At 66.6% G+C, this 15,828-nt stretch carries 13 protein-coding genes; 1 reads left to right on the top strand and 12 read right to left on the bottom strand.

Annotated elements, in window-relative coordinates; translation table 11 throughout:
• Window positions 1-70 precede the first annotated feature (70 nt).
• The 9 genes from ACK2SD_RS13855 to mdlC form a co-directional block, all read right to left on the bottom strand.
• Window positions 71-1,585, bottom strand: coding sequence for a DHA2 family efflux MFS transporter permease subunit (locus ACK2SD_RS13855; RefSeq protein WP_412460049.1), 1,515 nt, complete (start codon window positions 1,583-1,585; stop codon window positions 71-73).
• Window positions 1,575-2,717 carry an HlyD family secretion protein gene (locus ACK2SD_RS13850; RefSeq protein WP_317870686.1) on the bottom strand — a complete coding sequence of 381 codons (1,143 nt, stop codon included), beginning with the start codon at window positions 2,715-2,717 and terminating at the stop codon, window positions 1,575-1,577. Before ACK2SD_RS13850 ends, ACK2SD_RS13855 begins: the two co-directional genes overlap by 11 nt.
• A complete protein-coding gene (locus ACK2SD_RS13845) occupies window positions 2,714-4,159 on the bottom strand; it encodes an efflux transporter outer membrane subunit (RefSeq protein WP_412460048.1) in 1,446 nt (481 codons plus the stop codon). The genes ACK2SD_RS13850 and ACK2SD_RS13845 overlap by 4 nt, the downstream gene beginning before the upstream one ends.
• Before the next feature lie 104 nt (window positions 4,160-4,263).
• On the bottom strand, window positions 4,264-4,989 hold the full coding sequence (locus ACK2SD_RS13840) for an AraC family transcriptional regulator (protein WP_116888125.1): 726 nt from the start codon (window positions 4,987-4,989) through the stop codon (window positions 4,264-4,266).
• Between the two features lie 144 nt (window positions 4,990-5,133).
• Window positions 5,134-6,360, bottom strand: a complete 1,227-nt coding sequence (locus tag ACK2SD_RS13835; protein WP_412460047.1) for an MFS transporter — start codon at window positions 6,358-6,360, stop codon at window positions 5,134-5,136.
• A 162-nt stretch (window positions 6,361-6,522) separates the two neighbouring features.
• Window positions 6,523-7,437, bottom strand: a complete 915-nt coding sequence (locus tag ACK2SD_RS13830) for a ketopantoate reductase family protein (protein ID WP_412460046.1) — start codon at window positions 7,435-7,437, stop codon at window positions 6,523-6,525.
• A gap of 57 nt (window positions 7,438-7,494) precedes the next feature.
• Window positions 7,495-8,973: an aldehyde dehydrogenase family protein gene (locus ACK2SD_RS13825; RefSeq protein ID WP_412460045.1), complete on the bottom strand. Its 1,479-nt coding sequence runs from the start codon at window positions 8,971-8,973 to the stop codon at window positions 7,495-7,497.
• An 18-nt stretch (window positions 8,974-8,991) separates the two neighbouring features.
• On the bottom strand, window positions 8,992-10,326 hold the full coding sequence (locus ACK2SD_RS13820) for an MFS transporter (protein WP_412460044.1): 1,335 nt from the start codon (window positions 10,324-10,326) through the stop codon (window positions 8,992-8,994).
• A 63-nt stretch (window positions 10,327-10,389) separates the two neighbouring features.
• Entirely contained in the window at window positions 10,390-11,979 is a 1,590-nt protein-coding gene (gene mdlC / locus ACK2SD_RS13815) for a benzoylformate decarboxylase (RefSeq protein ID WP_412460043.1), read from the bottom strand.
• A 118-nt stretch (window positions 11,980-12,097) separates the two neighbouring features.
• Between mdlC and ACK2SD_RS13810 the strand changes: the two genes are divergently transcribed.
• Window positions 12,098-13,012, top strand: coding sequence for a LysR family transcriptional regulator (locus tag ACK2SD_RS13810; RefSeq protein WP_412460042.1), 915 nt, complete (start codon window positions 12,098-12,100; stop codon window positions 13,010-13,012).
• Here the strand turns inward: ACK2SD_RS13810 and ACK2SD_RS13805 are convergent.
• The 3 genes from ACK2SD_RS13805 to ACK2SD_RS13795 are packed head-to-tail and all read right to left on the bottom strand — an operon-like array spanning window position 13,003 to window position 15,807.
• Complete coding sequence (locus ACK2SD_RS13805) at window positions 13,003-14,295, bottom strand: transporter (protein ID WP_295485262.1); 1,293 nt, start codon at window positions 14,293-14,295, stop codon at window positions 13,003-13,005. The two genes, ACK2SD_RS13810 and ACK2SD_RS13805, sit on opposite strands and share 10 nt — an antisense overlap.
• Before the next feature lie 46 nt (window positions 14,296-14,341).
• Window positions 14,342-15,088: a hypothetical protein gene (locus ACK2SD_RS13800; RefSeq protein ID WP_412460041.1), complete on the bottom strand. Its 747-nt coding sequence runs from the start codon at window positions 15,086-15,088 to the stop codon at window positions 14,342-14,344.
• A 38-nt stretch (window positions 15,089-15,126) separates the two neighbouring features.
• Window positions 15,127-15,807 carry a C39 family peptidase gene (locus ACK2SD_RS13795; RefSeq protein ID WP_029614381.1) on the bottom strand — a complete coding sequence of 227 codons (681 nt, stop codon included), beginning with the start codon at window positions 15,805-15,807 and terminating at the stop codon, window positions 15,127-15,129.
• Window positions 15,808-15,828 lie beyond the last annotated feature (21 nt).

Raw genomic sequence — 15,828 nt, 5'->3', positions numbered from 1 at the left:
TGATCCATGAGCGGGCTTGATGGGTACGAGCAACGCAGGGCGCTGAACGTTGAGCCCTGATCGCAACCTTTCAGGCGCTCCCAGCCCGTCTACCGCGCAGCAGCAGCGAAGCCAGCGCGCAGCCGGTGAGCGCCAGGCACGCCAGGAAGAACGCGTCGCTGTAGGCCATCAGATAGGCCTCGCGACGGGCCGTCGTCGCCAGCATTTCAAGCATCTGCTGCGGATGGGCCAGCCAGGTCTGCTGGCCGATCCGCTCTTGTACGCCTGCGGAAAACACCGTCACATGCTCATGAATACGCTCGCTGTGCACCCGCTCGCGGGTGGCCACGATCTGCGTCAGCACCGCCGTGCCAATGGCGCCGCCGAGGTTGCGCAGCATGGAGAACACCGCCGAAGCCGAGCCCGCCTCGCGTTTGTCCAGTCCGGCGACCGCCAGTACCGACAGCGCGACCATGATGAACGGCTGGCCAATGCCGCGCACCACAGTCGAGGGGATGATCACGTTGTCGGCGCTGTCGGCCGTGAGGCTCGCACCCAGCCAGCAGCCCAGCGCCATGATCAGAAACCCGCTGGCGACCATGAACTTGGCGCTGGTCCACTGCATCAGCCTGGGCATCAGCGGCGCCAGCAGCAGTTGCACCAGGCCATAGGCGATCAGCGCCACGCCCACGTCGCGGGCGCTGAAGCCCTGCAACTGCGACAGGTAGTTGGGCACCAGGAACACCAGCCCGAAGGTGGCCGCGCCGAAGATGAACATCGCCACGCTGGCCACGCCGAAGTTGTAATGCCCCAGCAGCCGCAGGTTGATGAAGGCACGCGTGCCCAATAGCTGGCTGAGCACGAACACCACCAGGGCGATACCCGCCATCAGGCTCATGCCGAGGATGTAGGAGGAACTGAACCAGTCCAGACGGCCACCTTCCTCCAGCACGATCTGCAGCCCGCCCAGGCCCAGCACCATCGCCGTGATGCCCAGCCAGTCGCCCTTGCGCAGCAGCTCCAGGCGCAGCGCACGGGCGTCGATGGACCAGGCGATGGCTGCCAGCAACGCCACCCCGGGAATCAGTTGCAGGTAGAAGATCCAGCGCCACGAATAGGCGTCCGTCAGCCAGCCGCCCAGCGACGGACCAGCGGCCTGGGCCACGCTGTTGGCCAGGCTGAACAGCGCCATGCCCATGGGCATGCGGCTGGGCGGCAGCTCGGTGATGATCAACTGGAACGACAGCGGGATCAGCACCGCCCCCGCGGCGCCCTGGATCACGCGCAGGAGGATCATCGCCTCCAGGTTCGGTGCCCAGGAGCAGGCCACCGAGGCCAGCAGGAAAATGAACGAGCCGGTCCACATCACCCGGCGCAGGGCGAACACCTCCACCAGCCAGGCCGTCAGCGGAATCATGACGATTTCCGCCACCAGGTAGGCCGTGGAGATCCACGAGCCTTCCTCGAAGCTGGCGCCCAGCGAGCCGCGGATTTCCGGCAGCGCCGCGCTGGTGACGTGCACGTTAATCCCAGCCATGAAGCAGCCCAGCAGCCCGCCCAGTACCGCCACCCAGGCGCGCAGCGAGACCGTGCGTTCAGTGCTCATCGCCAGGCTCCGCGCGGGTGTCGACGCTGGTCAGCACCGACATGCCGGGCAACAGGGTGATGCCCTCGGCGGGGTTGTCGAGCAGGATACGCACGGGAAAGCGCTGGACGATCTTGGTGAAGTTGCCGGTGGCGTTGTCCGACGGCAGCAGGGCGAAGACATTGCCCGAAGCCGGCGAGAAGCTGGCGACCCGGCCGTGCAGGCGCGCCTCGGAAAAGCTGTCGACGCGGATCTGCACCGGTTGTCCGGGGCGCATACGCGCCAATTGGGTTTCCTTGTAGTTGGCCACCACGTAGGCCTGCTGCACCGGCACCACTGCCAGCAGCGGTTGGCCCGGCACCACGTATTGACCGGCACGCACGCGGCGCTGGCCGACCACCCCGGCGATGGGCGCGCGGATCAGCGTGTCCTGCGCGTCCTGCTCGGCCAGCGTCTGCCGCGCCTGGGCCTGGACCAGCGCCGCCTGCTGCTGCTCGAGCACTGCGCCCGCCTCGGTGGCGCGCGCCTGGACCATGGCCAGGGTCGAGCGCGCCTCGCGCCACGCCGCCTGCGCGCCTTGCCAGTTGGCCTCGGCCTGGTCCGCACTGGCACGGGCGCTTTCCAGGCGCTGGGCGGTCGCGGCGTGGTCGCGCACCAAGCCACGATAGCGCGTGAGGTCCAACGCACTGCGGCGACGTTCGGCGGCGGCACTGCGTTGCGTGGCCTCGGCCTTGAGGATCGCCTCGCGCTGCTGATGGATGCCCTCGGCGGCGATCTGCTGTCTGGCCTTGGCGACGTTCAGCGCGGCCTGCGCTTGCGTCACCGCCGCCTGCGCCTGGTCGAGACGGGCGCGGTAATCGTCGCTGCGCAGCTTGACCAGCACGTCGCCGGCGTGCACCGGCTGGTCGTCTTCGACCATGACCTCGGCCACATAGCCGGCCACCCGTGGGCTCAGGGCCACCCAGTCGGCGCGCACGTAGGCATCGTCGGTGGTTTCCAGATAACGTCCGGTGCTCCACCAGTGGCCGCCGTAGGCCAGCACGGCGAGGCCCGCCAGGCCGGCCGCGCCGGCCCAGAACAGGCGGCGACGGGCGGCCTGACGCTTGGCATGGGCAGTGGCAAGCGCATCGTCAGGGGTTACGGCAGTGTTCATGGTCGCACGTCCATTTCGGTGGTTTGCCAGCGCCCGCCAAGGGCGCGGAACAGGTTGACCTGGGCCTGGGCCAGGCGACCGCGCGCCAGCACTTGCGTGGCGCGCAGGGTGATCAGCTCGCGTTCGCTGTCGAGCAGGGCGAGGCCGTCCAGGCTGCCGGCGCGGTAACCGGCGTCAGCCAGGGCGTAGCCGCGCTGGCTGTGCTGCAGCGCCGCATCCAGCCCCTGCACGTGGCGTCGGTCGCCGTCGTAGCGAGCCAGCGCCTCACGCACGTCCTTGAGGGCGGCCAACGCCACGCTGCGGTAGTGCGCCACTTGGCCGTCGGCCAGCGCCCGGGCCTTGTCGAGGCGGGCGCGGTTGGCCTTGAGGTTGGGAAACTGCCAACTGATCAGCGGGCCGATGGCGAAGGTCATGGCGCGGCTGCTGCCGAGCCGATGCGGGTGTGAGTCGGCGGCGGTGAATGCGGCGCCGAAGCTCACCTGCGGATACAGGTCGGCCTGGGCGATGTCGATCTGCAGCCTGGCAGCGCGCAGTTCGCGCTCGGCCTGACGCACGTCGGGGCGACGTTGCAGCAGGTGCCAGCCATCGCCCACGGGCAAGGGTGCGGACAGCGTGGGAATGACCGTGCAGCGATCGAGCGGGCGGGCATCGGCCTGGCCGCTGAGCAAGGCCAGCTCGAAGCGGGCGATCTGCTGCCGGGCTTCGAGCATCGGCATGTGCGCGCGCACCTGCTCGCGCAGGCCCAGCAGCCGCTCGCTGTCCAGTTGGGTGGTCACGCCGGCCTGCACTTGGCGCTCGCTCAGGCGCACGCTGCGTTCGAGCGAGTCCAGGGACTGCCGGGCCTGGACCAGGCTGGCGCTGGCCACGCAGTGGTCGAGGTAGGCGCGGGTCGTCTGGGTGGCCACTTGCAAGCGCACCTGTTCGAGGGCGGCGCGGCCGGCCTGGGCCTGGGCGCGTGCCCGTTGCAGGCTGGCCTGCACTTGGCCCCACAGGTCGAGCTGGTAAGCCAGTTCGATGCCGGGGCTGAACTGCCACTGGCTCGGCGCGTGGCGGTCGTTGACCTCGGCCAGGGTCTGCTCGTCGCTGCGCTTGCCGTAGGTGGCGCCCAGGGTCAGCTCGGTCGACGGCCAGCGTCTTGAGTCGATTTCGCCAATGCCTGCCAGCAGGGCCTGGACGTTGGCTTCGGCCTGGGCCAGGTCCTGGTTGTGCGCCAGGGCCTGCTCGACCCAGCGGTTGAGCTGCGCATCGTCGAACAGCGCCCACCAGCGTTCGGGCAACGGGCGTTGCTCAAGACCGGCTGGCAGATCACGCAATGGCCCGTCCGGTATCACGGCAGGCGGGTCTTGCGGCGCAGGTGGCCCGGCGCAGGCGGCGAGCAGGACGAGCGCGCCAAGGGTCAGCCCGCAGCGGGCAGGGTAGCGCAAGGGAAAAGGTGGAAACATCGCATCGGTCGCTTGAAAGGTCGTGCTGCAAGCTTAAGGAGCCCGACCCCCAGGGTGCTGTCGCCAACGGGACAAGTCCGCGCGTGCTAAGGACAACCTGGGGCTCAGCGATCCTGCGCCTGCGCACCGCCCAGCACACCAAGCTGCCAGTCGCTGGGTGCATGCCCGAGAATGCGTTTGAACATGGCGGCAAAGGCGCTGGCGCTCTGATAGCCATGCTCCAGCGCCACGGCCAGGATCGGCCTGCCAGCGGCCAGGTGCTGCTGACTGAGCATGACCCGCGCCCGCGCGCGCCATTCGCCGCAGGACATGCCCAACTCGCGCTGAAACAGCCGCGCCACGTTACGGGCGCTCATGTTCAACTGCGCACCACAAGCCTCGAGGCTCAGTTCTTGGGAAGGCTCTTCGAGGAAGCGCTCGCACCAGGCGCGCAGACGGGCATGCTCGGGCATCGCCACGAACCCTTCGACGCGCCGGGCATGGGCCAGTTCACGGCGGATCAGCGCCCGCACATGTTCGCCTTCCTGCGCGCCGAGCATGCGCGAAGCGGCGAGGATCAGCTCGCGCAGCAGCCCCGATACCACGATCAGTTGGCAGCGCTCGGCCTGGCCGTCGAGCAGCAAGGTCCGCAGGCACACCGCACCTTGCATGTGCAGGGCGTGGCTGACCCCGGCCGGCACCCACAAGGCGTGGCCGCCGGGAATCACCCAGTTGCCGCGTTCACTGCTCACGCGCATCACGCCGCAGGCGGCGTAGAGCAGTTGATCTTCGGCGTGACAGTGGCTGGCGATGTGTTCGCCAGATCGATAGTCCATCTCCAAGGCTTGCATGCACGAGGCTCCAATTTATTGGATCCAATCATACGTGGGCGCAGCGCGCATGGCTTGCTAAGAGTGGTGTGGATTTGAGATCCATCGCCTCTGTGTGCCGTCCCTAGCGCTCAGAAGAGTGAATTATTGCGTGATCCAGGCCGTTCAAGCAGGTTGCGTGGCAGCGCTGTTGCTCACGTGGCGCCCAAGCACCAGCACGGTGACGAAGCCGCAGCCGACCAGTGCCGTGGCCAGGCTCAGCAGCATCGGGCTGCCGAACTGATCGACGATGCGCCCACCGAAGAACGAACCCAGGGCGATGATGACCTGGAACATCGCCACGAACAGCGGCATGCCGCGCTCCACGTCCTTGGGCGCGACCACGAACATCCAGATGTTGGCGCAGGCTGGAAACGCGCCAAAGGCGAACCCCCACAGGGCAATCAGCATCAGCGCACCGGTCAGGCTGGTGGCAAAGGTGGGGAACAGCGCGGTACTGGTGCCGATCAGCAGGGCCACCAGCAGCAGGGTGTAGCGCACGCTGCGACTGGCAGCATAGCCGGCGAACAGGTTGCCGATCACTCCGGCCACACCGTAGAGCAGCAGCAGCGAGCCGATGGTCGGCCCGTCGAAGCCGGCGCGTTCCTTGAAGAACGGTGCGACGTAGGTGTAGGCGGCGAAATGCGCCAGGCCGATCAGCAGCACGGCGATCAGGCCCACCCGGGCCAAAGGATTGAGGAACAGGGCCGGCAGGTCGCTGACCCGAATGGCCTTTTCCGGGGTCAGCCGTGGCAGCAGGAACACCTGGGCCAGCAGCACCGGCACGCCCACCAGCGCTGTGACCAGGAAGGTCATGCGCCAGCCCATCAGGCCGCTGAGCCAGGTGCCCACCGGCACCCCCAGTACGGTGGCGAGGGTCACGCCGGCCATGATGATCGAGTTCGCCTGACCGACGCCGACGCCCCGTGGCGCCAGACGTCCGCTCAAGGCGATGGCGGTGGCCCAGAAGCCGCCGATGCTGATGCCCAGCAGCACGCGGCCGAGCAGCAGCAGATTGAAATCGCTGGCGTAGGCCACCACGGCGTTGGCCACGATCATGTTGAACGTCAGGCCTACCAGCAGGTAGCGGCGATCCAGCGCGCCGATGCTCACCGACAGCAACGGCGCAGCGAGGGCAGCCATGATGCCGGGCAGGGTGACCATCAGCCCGGCGTGACCGGCGCTGATACCCAGGTCGGCGGCGACATCGTTGAGGACACCGACCGGGAGGAATTCGCTGGTCACCAGGGCAAAGGCGCCGACGGCAACAGAGAGGATCGCCAGCCATTGCTGGAGCAGGCTTTGTTGCGCATGTTCGGGGCGGCCCTGATGGGCCGAGTTCGGGCTTGGCATGATGCAGATTCCAAGAAGAGGTCGCCTGGGGCAGGCGAGTGAGGCGGGGGAAAATGGAAGGCGATTATAGGAGGGCTTGCGGCCTGCTCCATAAGCAGGCCGTTCGATAGTGATCATCAGTCAGATCGATGGATCGTGCTGCGGTGCGGCGTCGACCGCGGGTCAGGCCACCGTTTCGCTCAGCTTGACCAGGTCGAGCAGCGTGCGCAACACCGGCGTCTGCACCCCCAGCGCTTCCGCGCGAGCGACCACGGCGCCGTTGATGAAGTCGATCTCGGTCCTGCGACCGGCTTCCAGGTCCTGAAGCATCGAGGGCTTGTGCGTGTGGTGATGGGCAAAGGCGTGTTCGAGTGCCCCGATCACCCGCCCTTCATCGACCTCGATGCCCGCTGCGCGGGCCACGGCCACGGTTTCGCCGACGATGCTGGCGCTCAGACGGCGACCCGAGTCGCAGGCGCCCACGGCACCCACGGTCTGACGCGTGACCGCGCACACCGCGTTGAGCACGGCGTTGAAGGCGACTTTTTCCCAGATGGCGACCTGCACCTGTGGGTCGGCGCGGCAGGGCAGGCCCGCGTTGTCCAGGGCGCTGGCGACCTCGTGCAGGGTTGGGCTGTCGGCACCGTCGTTCGACCAGAGCGTCACATGACCCTCGCCTTCGCTGTGCACCACGCCGGGCTCGATCACGTCGGCCGGCAGGTTGGTCATGCCGACGATCACCCGCTCGGCAGGCACCACCGAGGCGATGAGCTGCGCGTTGCCCAGCCCGTTCTGTACCGACAGCGCCCAGGTCGTTGGGCCGACCAAGTGGCGCACCGACGCGATGGCCGCCGCCGTATGAAAACCCTTGGTGAAGATCACCAGCAGGTCGAACGATCCGCTGATCGCGGCGGCCCGGCCGATGGGCAGTCGAACGCGCTGTTCGCCCGCCAGGGTCACCAGCCGCAGGCCGTGCTGCTGTACTGCCTCGATCAGCGCCTGCGACGCCTCGACCAGCGTGACATCGTGGCCGCCCAGGGCCAGGCGCGCGCCGAACAGTCCACCCATGGCGCCTGCGCCGACGATTGCAACCTTCATCTACAGTCTCCTCTGCACAACGAACAGCGCCGGACACCCTGGCCCGGCGCGTGGTGATCAGAACGGATAGGTGCGCGGTGTCGATTGCACGCTGATCCAGTGGTCGGTGGTGAATTCCTCGATGGCCCACTCGCCGTTGAAGCGCCCCAGCCCCGAGTTCTTTTCGCCGCCGAACGGCGCGTGGGCCTCGTCGTTGACCGGGATGTCGTTGACATGGGTCATGCCTGCCTTGATCCGCCGCGCAAATCGCGTGGCGCGCTCCAGATCGCCGCTGAACACCGCGCTGGACAGGCCGAACTCGCTGTCGTTGGCCAGCGTTAAAGCGTGCGCCTCGTCGCGTGCGCGCTGGATGCCCACCAGCGGCCCGAAGATTTCCTCACGGGCGATTTCCATGTCGGCGGTGACGTCGGCGAACACATGGGGCGGCAGTACCTGGCCCTGCACCTGGCCCTCGACCACCACCCGCGCACCTTCCTGGCGGGCCTTGGCGATCTTGTCGAGCAAGCCTTGCAACTGCTTCTGGTTGATCACCGGCCCCACCACGGTGGCTGGATCGCTCGGGTCGCCCACCTGCAGGGCCTTGACCCGCTCGGCATAGCGTTCGACGAAGGGTGCATAGAGCGCGTCTTCGACGATGATGCGGTTGATCGCCATGCAGATCTGCCCCTGGTGCAGGAACTTGCCCATTACGGCGGCTGCCACGGCCTGTTCCAGGTCGGCGTCGGCCAGCACCACGAACGGGCTGTTACCGCCCAACTCCAGCGCCACGTGCTTGAGGTGACGACCGCCGCTGGCCAGGCGGCCGATGTTGGCGCCCACCGGCGTGGAGCCGGTGAAGGAGATGAACTTGGGCACCGGGTGTTCGACGAAGGCATCGCCGATCTGCGCGCCGGGGCCGACCAATACACTGATCACCCCGGGCGGCACTCCGGCTTCCTCGAAGATGCGTGCCGCCAGCAGGCCGCCGGTTACCGGCGTGTCGCTGGCCGGCTTGATCACCACCGCATTGCCCAGCGCCAGCGCCGGGGCGACCGAGCGCTGGGTCAGGTGGAAGGGGAAGTTCCACGGGCTGATGACCCCGACCACCCCCAGCGGCTCGCGGTACACGCGGTTTTCCTTGCCCGGCACGTTGGACGGCAGGATGCGTCCATGCACTCGCGCCGGAAAGGACGCCGACTCCTGGGTGATGCCGCGCGCGGCACCCCATTCGATCTGCGCCTTGATCCGCGTGCTGCCCGACTCGCGGATGATCCAGTCGATGATTTCCTCACGGCGCGCGTCGAAGATCTGCACGGCGCGCTGCAGGATGGCGGCGCGCTGGGCCGGACCGGTGGCGGCCCATTCGACTTGCGCCCGCTCAGCGGCCCGGTAGGCCTCGTCCAGGTCCTGGCGGTCGGCCTGCTTGATCTGCAGCAGTGCTTGGCCGTTGTACGGGTCGCTCACCTGTAGCCACTGATCGGTGCGACCTTCGCGCCAAGTGCCGGCAATCGGCAGCAGGTTCAGGTCGGTGTAGGGCGATGGGGTGGATTGACTCACGGGTAGGCTCCTTTGCAGTCAGGAATGGGTGGACGCGGACCGCACGTGAGGTGCGGTGCGAACGTGATCAAGCGGGCGAATCATGGCAATGGCGACTATGGCAGCCAGGCCAGGCAGTGCGCAAAGCAGGAAGTTGAGCTGCAGCGGCAGGTTCAGGCTGAGCATCAGGCCGCCCAGGGCGGGGCCGGCCACCGCGCCGAAGCGGCCGATGGCCGAGCACCAGCTCACGCCGGTGGCGCGGATCTCGCTGGGGTATTGTTGCGCCGCCAGGACATGCATCACCGCGAGTGCACCGATGGTGGTGGCGCCGGCCACCAGCAGCATCAGGTTGAGCAGCAGCGGGCCGGGCTTGATGCCCAAGGTGCACAGCGACACCACCGCCATCAGGAAGAACAGCATCAAGGTCGCCCGGCAGCCCCAGCGATCGGCCAGCCAACCGCCGCCGAGAGCGCCGAGGGTGGCGCCGACGTTCAAGGTCACCAGGAACATCAGGCTCGAGCCCAGAGGGAAGCCGCCGGCCACCATGATCTTCGGCAGCCAGGTGTTGAGCCCGTAGACCATCAGCATGCACAGGCCGAAGCCCAGCCACAGGAACACCGTACTCACCGCGCGACCTTCGGCAAATAGCCGCGACAGAGGTGCGGCGCCCGACGTACGTGCTGGCGCCTCTAACAGCACCTCAGCGCTGCCCACAGTGGGGTCGAGCTGTTCGAGCAGACGGCGAGCCGCGTGCGTATCGTTCTCCAGCAGGAAATGCAGCGATTCGGGCAGTTGCCTGGCCATCCACGGCAGGCACAACAGCGGCAGGCCGCCGATCAGGAAGGTGGCCTGCCAGCCCCAGCGCGGAATGATCAGCATAGCCACCAAGGCAGAGGCCATGGCGCCGATGGAGTAGAAGCTGAGCATGATCGTCGTCATGCGGCTGCGCCGCGCCGTCGGCGCCAGGTCATTCATCAGTGCCACGATGTTGGGTATTGCGCCGCCCAGGCCAACACCGGTGAGAAAGCGCAGGGTGGCGAAGCTGAGCGCATCCCAGGCCAGTGCCGTGGCCAGGCTGAACAGGCTGGCAGCGCCGATGGCGCACAGCACCACCCGGCGCCGGCCCAGCCGGTCGGCCAGCGGACCGACCAGTACGGCGCCGACCATCATGCCGAACAGCGCGGCGCTGCCCATCCAGCCGGCGACCACCGGTTGCAATGACCAGGCCTGCATCAGTTGCGGCACCACCGAGCCATAGATGACCAGGTCGTAGCCATCGAACAGCATGATGAAGGCGCACCAGAACAGTAGGGTGTAATGCAGTTTTCCAAGCCGGGCGTTGCTGGCAACGTCCAGGGCAGTTCTCTGGGTCATGGCGTATGTCTCTTGTTTTTGTTTTCAGGCGGGCACGCAGGGCCGCCGCGACGTGGCAATGGATCAATGGGGCTCGATGGTGAGCGTCGGTACCTCGATGAGGGTGGGGCCGCTGGCGTCCAGTGCAGCGCGCAGGGCCGCTTCGAAGGACTTGCGGGTGTCGGCGTGCACAGCGTTCACCCCGTAGCCTTTGGCCAAGGCGCAGAAATCCAGCCCAGGCACGTCCAGGCCCGGCGAGTCCTCGGCGTCGAGCACGCCAGCGAACCAGCGCAGCGCACCGTAGGTGCCGTTCTTGAGGATCACGAACACGACCGGGATGCGGTACTGCGCGGCCGTCCACAGCGCCGTGATGCCGTAGTTCGCCGAACCGTCGCCGATCAGCGCGATCACCCGCCGCTGGGGCTGGGCCAGTTGCACGCCGACTGCCGCTGGCAGACCGAAACCCAGTCCGCCGGCTGCCGGGAAGTAGTAGCTGCCGGGATGGCGCAGGTTCATGCGTTGCCAGAAGGCGCTGGTGGTGGAGGTCGACTCCTTGACGTAGATGGCATCGTCCGGTGCCACGGCGTCGACCACCTCGAACAGGGTGTGCGGGTGCAGTTCGCGAGCACCGTCCTGCACGGGCTCGGGCGCCGGCAGGGGCGCGGGGTAGGGTCTGGATTGCTGCATTACCTGCTCGGCCGCGAGGGTCAGCACGGCCTTGATGTCGGCGACCAACGCATCGCCCATGGGCGCGCGCGCCGCTTCCTGAGGATCGCAGGTGATGTGCAGCAGGCGCGCACCGGCCGGCAAGTAGTCGCCCGGCGCGTACTGGTGGTAGCGAAACACCGGTGCGCCCACCACCAGGATCAGGTCGTGACCCGCCAGCACTCGGCTGATGCCGGCGATGGCGGCGGGCAGCACGCCCCGGAAACAGGCATGCCGGGTGGGGAAGGGGCAGCGCGACGCCGAGGGCGCGATCCACACTGGCGCGCGCAACTTGTCAGCCAGGGCCACGGCCGCGGCGTTGGACAGCGTGGCGTCGACCTCCGGCCCGAGCACCAGCACCGGGTTGCGGGCCTTCGCCAGTTGCTCGACCAGCGCTTTCAACTGCCCCGCATCGGGGGCACCGGCGCTTTGGACCTGGCGTTCGAGCAGATGCTCCACGCCGGCCGGTGCGGCCTGATCCCAGTCGTCATAGGGAATGGACAGGTACACCGGTGCCTTGGGCGCAGTGTTGGCGCAGTGGATCGCCTGGCTCAGCGCACGTGGTACGTCGTCGGCGCTGGCCGGCTCGTAGCTCCACTTGACCAGCGGCTTGGGCAACTGTGTGGCGTCGACATTGGCCAGCATCGCCTCCACGCCGATCATGGGCCGAACCTGCTGGCCGGCGGTGATCACCAGAGGGCTGTGCGAGTACCAGGCATTGGTCAGCGCGCCCATGCCATTGCCGGTCCCGGCGGCGGCGTGCAGATTGACGAAGGCTGGCATGCCGCTGGCCAAGGCGAAGCCATCGGCCATGCCGACCACGGCGCCTTCGTGCAGGCCCAGCACGTATTGGAAGTCATCAGGGAAATTTTTCAGGAAGGGCAGCTCGTTGGAGCCCGGATTGCCGAAGATCGTGGTCATGCCATGGCGGCGTAGCAGCGCGTAGGCGGCGCAGTGGATTGTTTTCATGACGTTTATATCCGCTTGGATCGGTGTGGTTGCACTGTAAAAATGCGGATAAGATCAATCAAATAGATAGTTCAAAATCGCTGCATAAGCGGCATCTATAACGATAGGATCACTGCGCATGGCCGGGTTCGACCTCAATCTCATCACCACCTTCGTCACGCTGTACGAAACCCGTAGCGTCACCCTCACCGCCGACCGGCTGTGCGTGACGCAGCCTTCGGTGAGTTATGGCCTGGCCAAGCTGCGGACCCAGTTCGATGACGTGCTGTTCGTACGGAGTCAGCAGGGCATGCAGCCGACCCGGCTGGCGATGCAACTCTATGAGGGCTTCAAAGAAGCGAGCCGCTGCATCGATGCCGCGGTGGCCGATGCCTGCCGGTTCAACCCGCAGACGTGCGCCCGGCACTTTCGCCTGGCCATGACCGACCTGGGAGAAATGGCCCTGCTGCCGCGCGTGCTGGAGCGCCTGAACCTGCAAGCGCCGGGTATCGAACTGGACATCGTGTCGCTGGAAATCGACCAGGTGGCCGCGTGGCTCAACGACGGCCACGTCGATGCCGCCATCTGTAGCCAGAGCCTGAGCGGCGCGGGCCTGCGCCATGCGCCGCTGGTCAGCGAGCGCTATTGCTGCCTGCTGGACCAGGCCCATCCACGCATCGGCGCGCAGATGGACATGGCGCAGTTCCTCGCCGAACCCCATGCCATCGTCACCCGCACCTCCGGCCATGGCATGGCCGAGGATGTACTACAGGCCATGGGCGTCGAACGCCGGGTGCGCTTGCGCATCCCGCACTTCTCGGTGCTGCCGCGCATCATTCCCGGGACCGAGATGATCACCATCCTGCCTTCGCGCATCGCCCGGATCTTCTGCGAACTGCCCCTGGACCGCCCGCTGAAGAGGGTCGGGCTACCGTTCGAGGTGCCCGACTTCGAGGTTGCCCTGTACTGGCACTCGCGCAGCGAACGCTCGACGGCGCTGAGCTGGTTCTTCGAGCAGATCGTCGCGGCGCTGGTGGAAGCCGATCAGAAGTAGTACGGGAATTTCAGGCTGAAGGTGAAGTCCGGCGCGTCCTCGGTGAGGCCGATCGACAGGTTGGGCACGATGGTCAGGTGATCGCTGGCCGCCAGGGTCATGCCGACGTTGAAGTAGGCCGCATTGGCGTCGCTGCTCTTGACGTCGGCCCAACTGTCGCCGGTTTCCGCGGATTTGATCCGCGAGCGCTTGGCGATCAGGTCCGAGACCGAGAACGACATCGACATCTTCTCGTTCAGCGCAAAGGCCACACCGGCCCCGACCTGGAAACTGTCGCCGATCTTCACCTTGCCCGGCACTTTCTGGTTGAGTGTGGAGCTGACGTCGCCGAACGATTCCTCGAAGGTATGGGTATACGACAGGCTGCCGAACAGCACCGCCGGGTCGAAGGTCTTGACCAGCGAAATGCCTGGGCTGATCGACCAAACGCCGTTGCCGGTGGGCAGGTCTTCGGGGTAGCTGAGGCTGTCGTTGGCGGTGTCGCGGCGCAGTTTGATGCCGAACGGGTCTTTGCCGGTCGGCGCCTTGACCCGCAGGCTGAAGACCGCATCCGGGGTGTTCTCGGACTCGTCGAGGAACTTGTAGGCGACCCCGAAGTTGACGTCGCCCAGGGTCGGGTCGCGGGTCACGCTGCGTTCGGAAATGCCTTGCGCGTTGTTGCCGACGCCGCCGGACTGGTAAGTCGATTCGCGGTAGATGATCGGGGCGTTGACGTCGAACTGCCAACGGTTGTCCAGGTTGTAGCGGGCGGTGAGGTCCAAGGTCCAGTTGTCGGCCTTGATCCGGTCCAGGTTGATGTTGCCCAGGAAGATCGAGTCCAGCGCCAGGAAGCCGTTGAGGATCAGTTGGCGGGTGTCGTAGCGGGCATAGCTGATGCCGGTCTCGACGCTGAAGCGGCCGCCGCCGAAGAATCCGCTGGCTTCGTCGTAGAGGTTGGAGACGCTTTGCGCCGGCGCCGAATCGTCCTTGAGCGACTCGCCATAGGACGCGCCACTGGCGCTGCCGGTGCTGCCTGCCGCGGCGATCGCCTGGTTGTTGCGCGGCGCTGAAGCCGGTGAGCGGGTCAGGCGCTTGGGAGGCGGCGCTGCCGGTTGCTCCTCGACCTGGCGCACGCGCTGCTCCAACACCATCAGCGCTTGTTGCTGCGCGTCGTAACGCTGCTTGAGCGCGGCCAGTTCAGCCTTGAGCGCTTCCACCTGGGGATCGTTCGCTGCATACAGCAGCGACACCGGCAGCAAGGTTCCCAGGCACACAACTGCCCCCAACGACAACGATCGATGCATATGTCAGCCGTCCCTTCCAACCCCGTTGATTGAAGCGAAGCGTAGATCAGTATCCGGTGACTCGAAGGCCTTTGAGTTGGTCGAGATTGCAGTTCAAAGCGCCCGAGGACGGCAGGTTGTCGCGCAGCACCACATTGAGCTGGGTCAGGTTGCTGACGGCGTTGTTGCCACCGAGCAAGGTGGTCGCCTGGAGCATGCCGCCGTTGGCCAGGCGTTGCAGGCTCTGGCCCTGATTGTCGTTGGCCTGGATAGCCATCTGGATGCCGTTGCCGCTGTTGGAGACGCTGAGCGTGCCGGCCGCATTGCTGTTGCTCAGTGTGGTGCCGGCAGGCAGCGGTTGGCCGTGGGGCAGGGCGACGTCGCCCACCTGGCTGGCCTCGCGGACAGTGATCGCCACGTCGTTGTAGGCACTGTTGTTGTCCCCGGCGGCGCGCACCGACTGGGTCACGCCCTGGGTAGCGTTGAGCAGCCCGGCGCCGCCTTCCACCAGACCGTTGCCGTGGGTGGGCAACTGCCCGTTGCCTTTCTCGCCGGTCATGGACACGTAGAACTGTGGCTTGATCACGTTTTGCTGCACCTGCAGGCGGGTGGTCGCGCCGATGCGGTCACCCGCAGCGTTCTGCCAGGTGCTGCTCATGACGATGCCGAAGCTGATGATGCGCCCCGGCATCACGTATTTGCCACGCAACTGCGCCAGCTCCTGGTCCTTGACCTCGACGGGCTTGAACACCTGTGCGTGGACGGGAAGGCTGGTCGCCAGGCAGGCGGCGACCAGCCAGTTGATCGTCTTCATCGCTGCTCCCGGGGACTTGGTGCCCCTTGTGTTGATGGTCAGAAGAAATCGCTCTGGATGAAACCGAACTCCATCAGTTGCGCGTCCTCGACCGGGTAGAAACCGTCGATGCGCCGCTTGGCGGTCAACGGCGCCGGAGGGTCGAGCAGGGCATTGGCCTTGTCGTAGCCGGGGCCGATCACGGCGAAGATGATGCCGTTCCAGCCTTTGCGGAAATCCTCGAGGGTGTAGCGCTTGTGGCCCAGCACCGGATCGCCGATGTAGACCCAGCCCCTGTCGATGCGCTGTAGCACCACGAAGTGCTTGTAGCCGCGAATGTCCATCAGCACGATCACCGGGATACTGAGTTTATCCAGGGTGTCGGCTTCGATCCGGTAGCCGCGGGCGCGCATGCCGATGCTTTCGACGTAGCGCTTCATGTCGAGCATGGAAAAGCCCTGGACCTTGACCGTGTCCTGGTCGGAGTGGGCAAGCATGCCCTCGATCACCTGGTGTTCATCGACATCGAGCCAGTAGGCCTGTTTGAGTACCGTGGCCAGGGCGGCGGCGCCGCAACTGAAGTCGGTCTTCTGCTGCACCAGGTCGGCGAAGCGGCGTTCGCGCAGGCTCTGCACCGGCTTGTAGACCAGCGTGCCGCCGGGCAGGGCGGCGATGGGCATCTGCGTCGCTTCGGCGTGGCCTGCAAGCAACAGCAGTGTGGCAATCAGCACAACGCGCATGACGTTCTCCACCGCATACAC

It is taken from the genome of Pseudomonas sp. SC11 (assembly GCF_047039205.1).
GTDB lineage: Bacteria > Pseudomonadota > Gammaproteobacteria > Pseudomonadales > Pseudomonadaceae > Aquipseudomonas > Aquipseudomonas boreofloridensis.
Note: the sequence above shows the minus strand (reverse complement) of the source record. Positions and strands in the feature narration are given on the sequence as shown.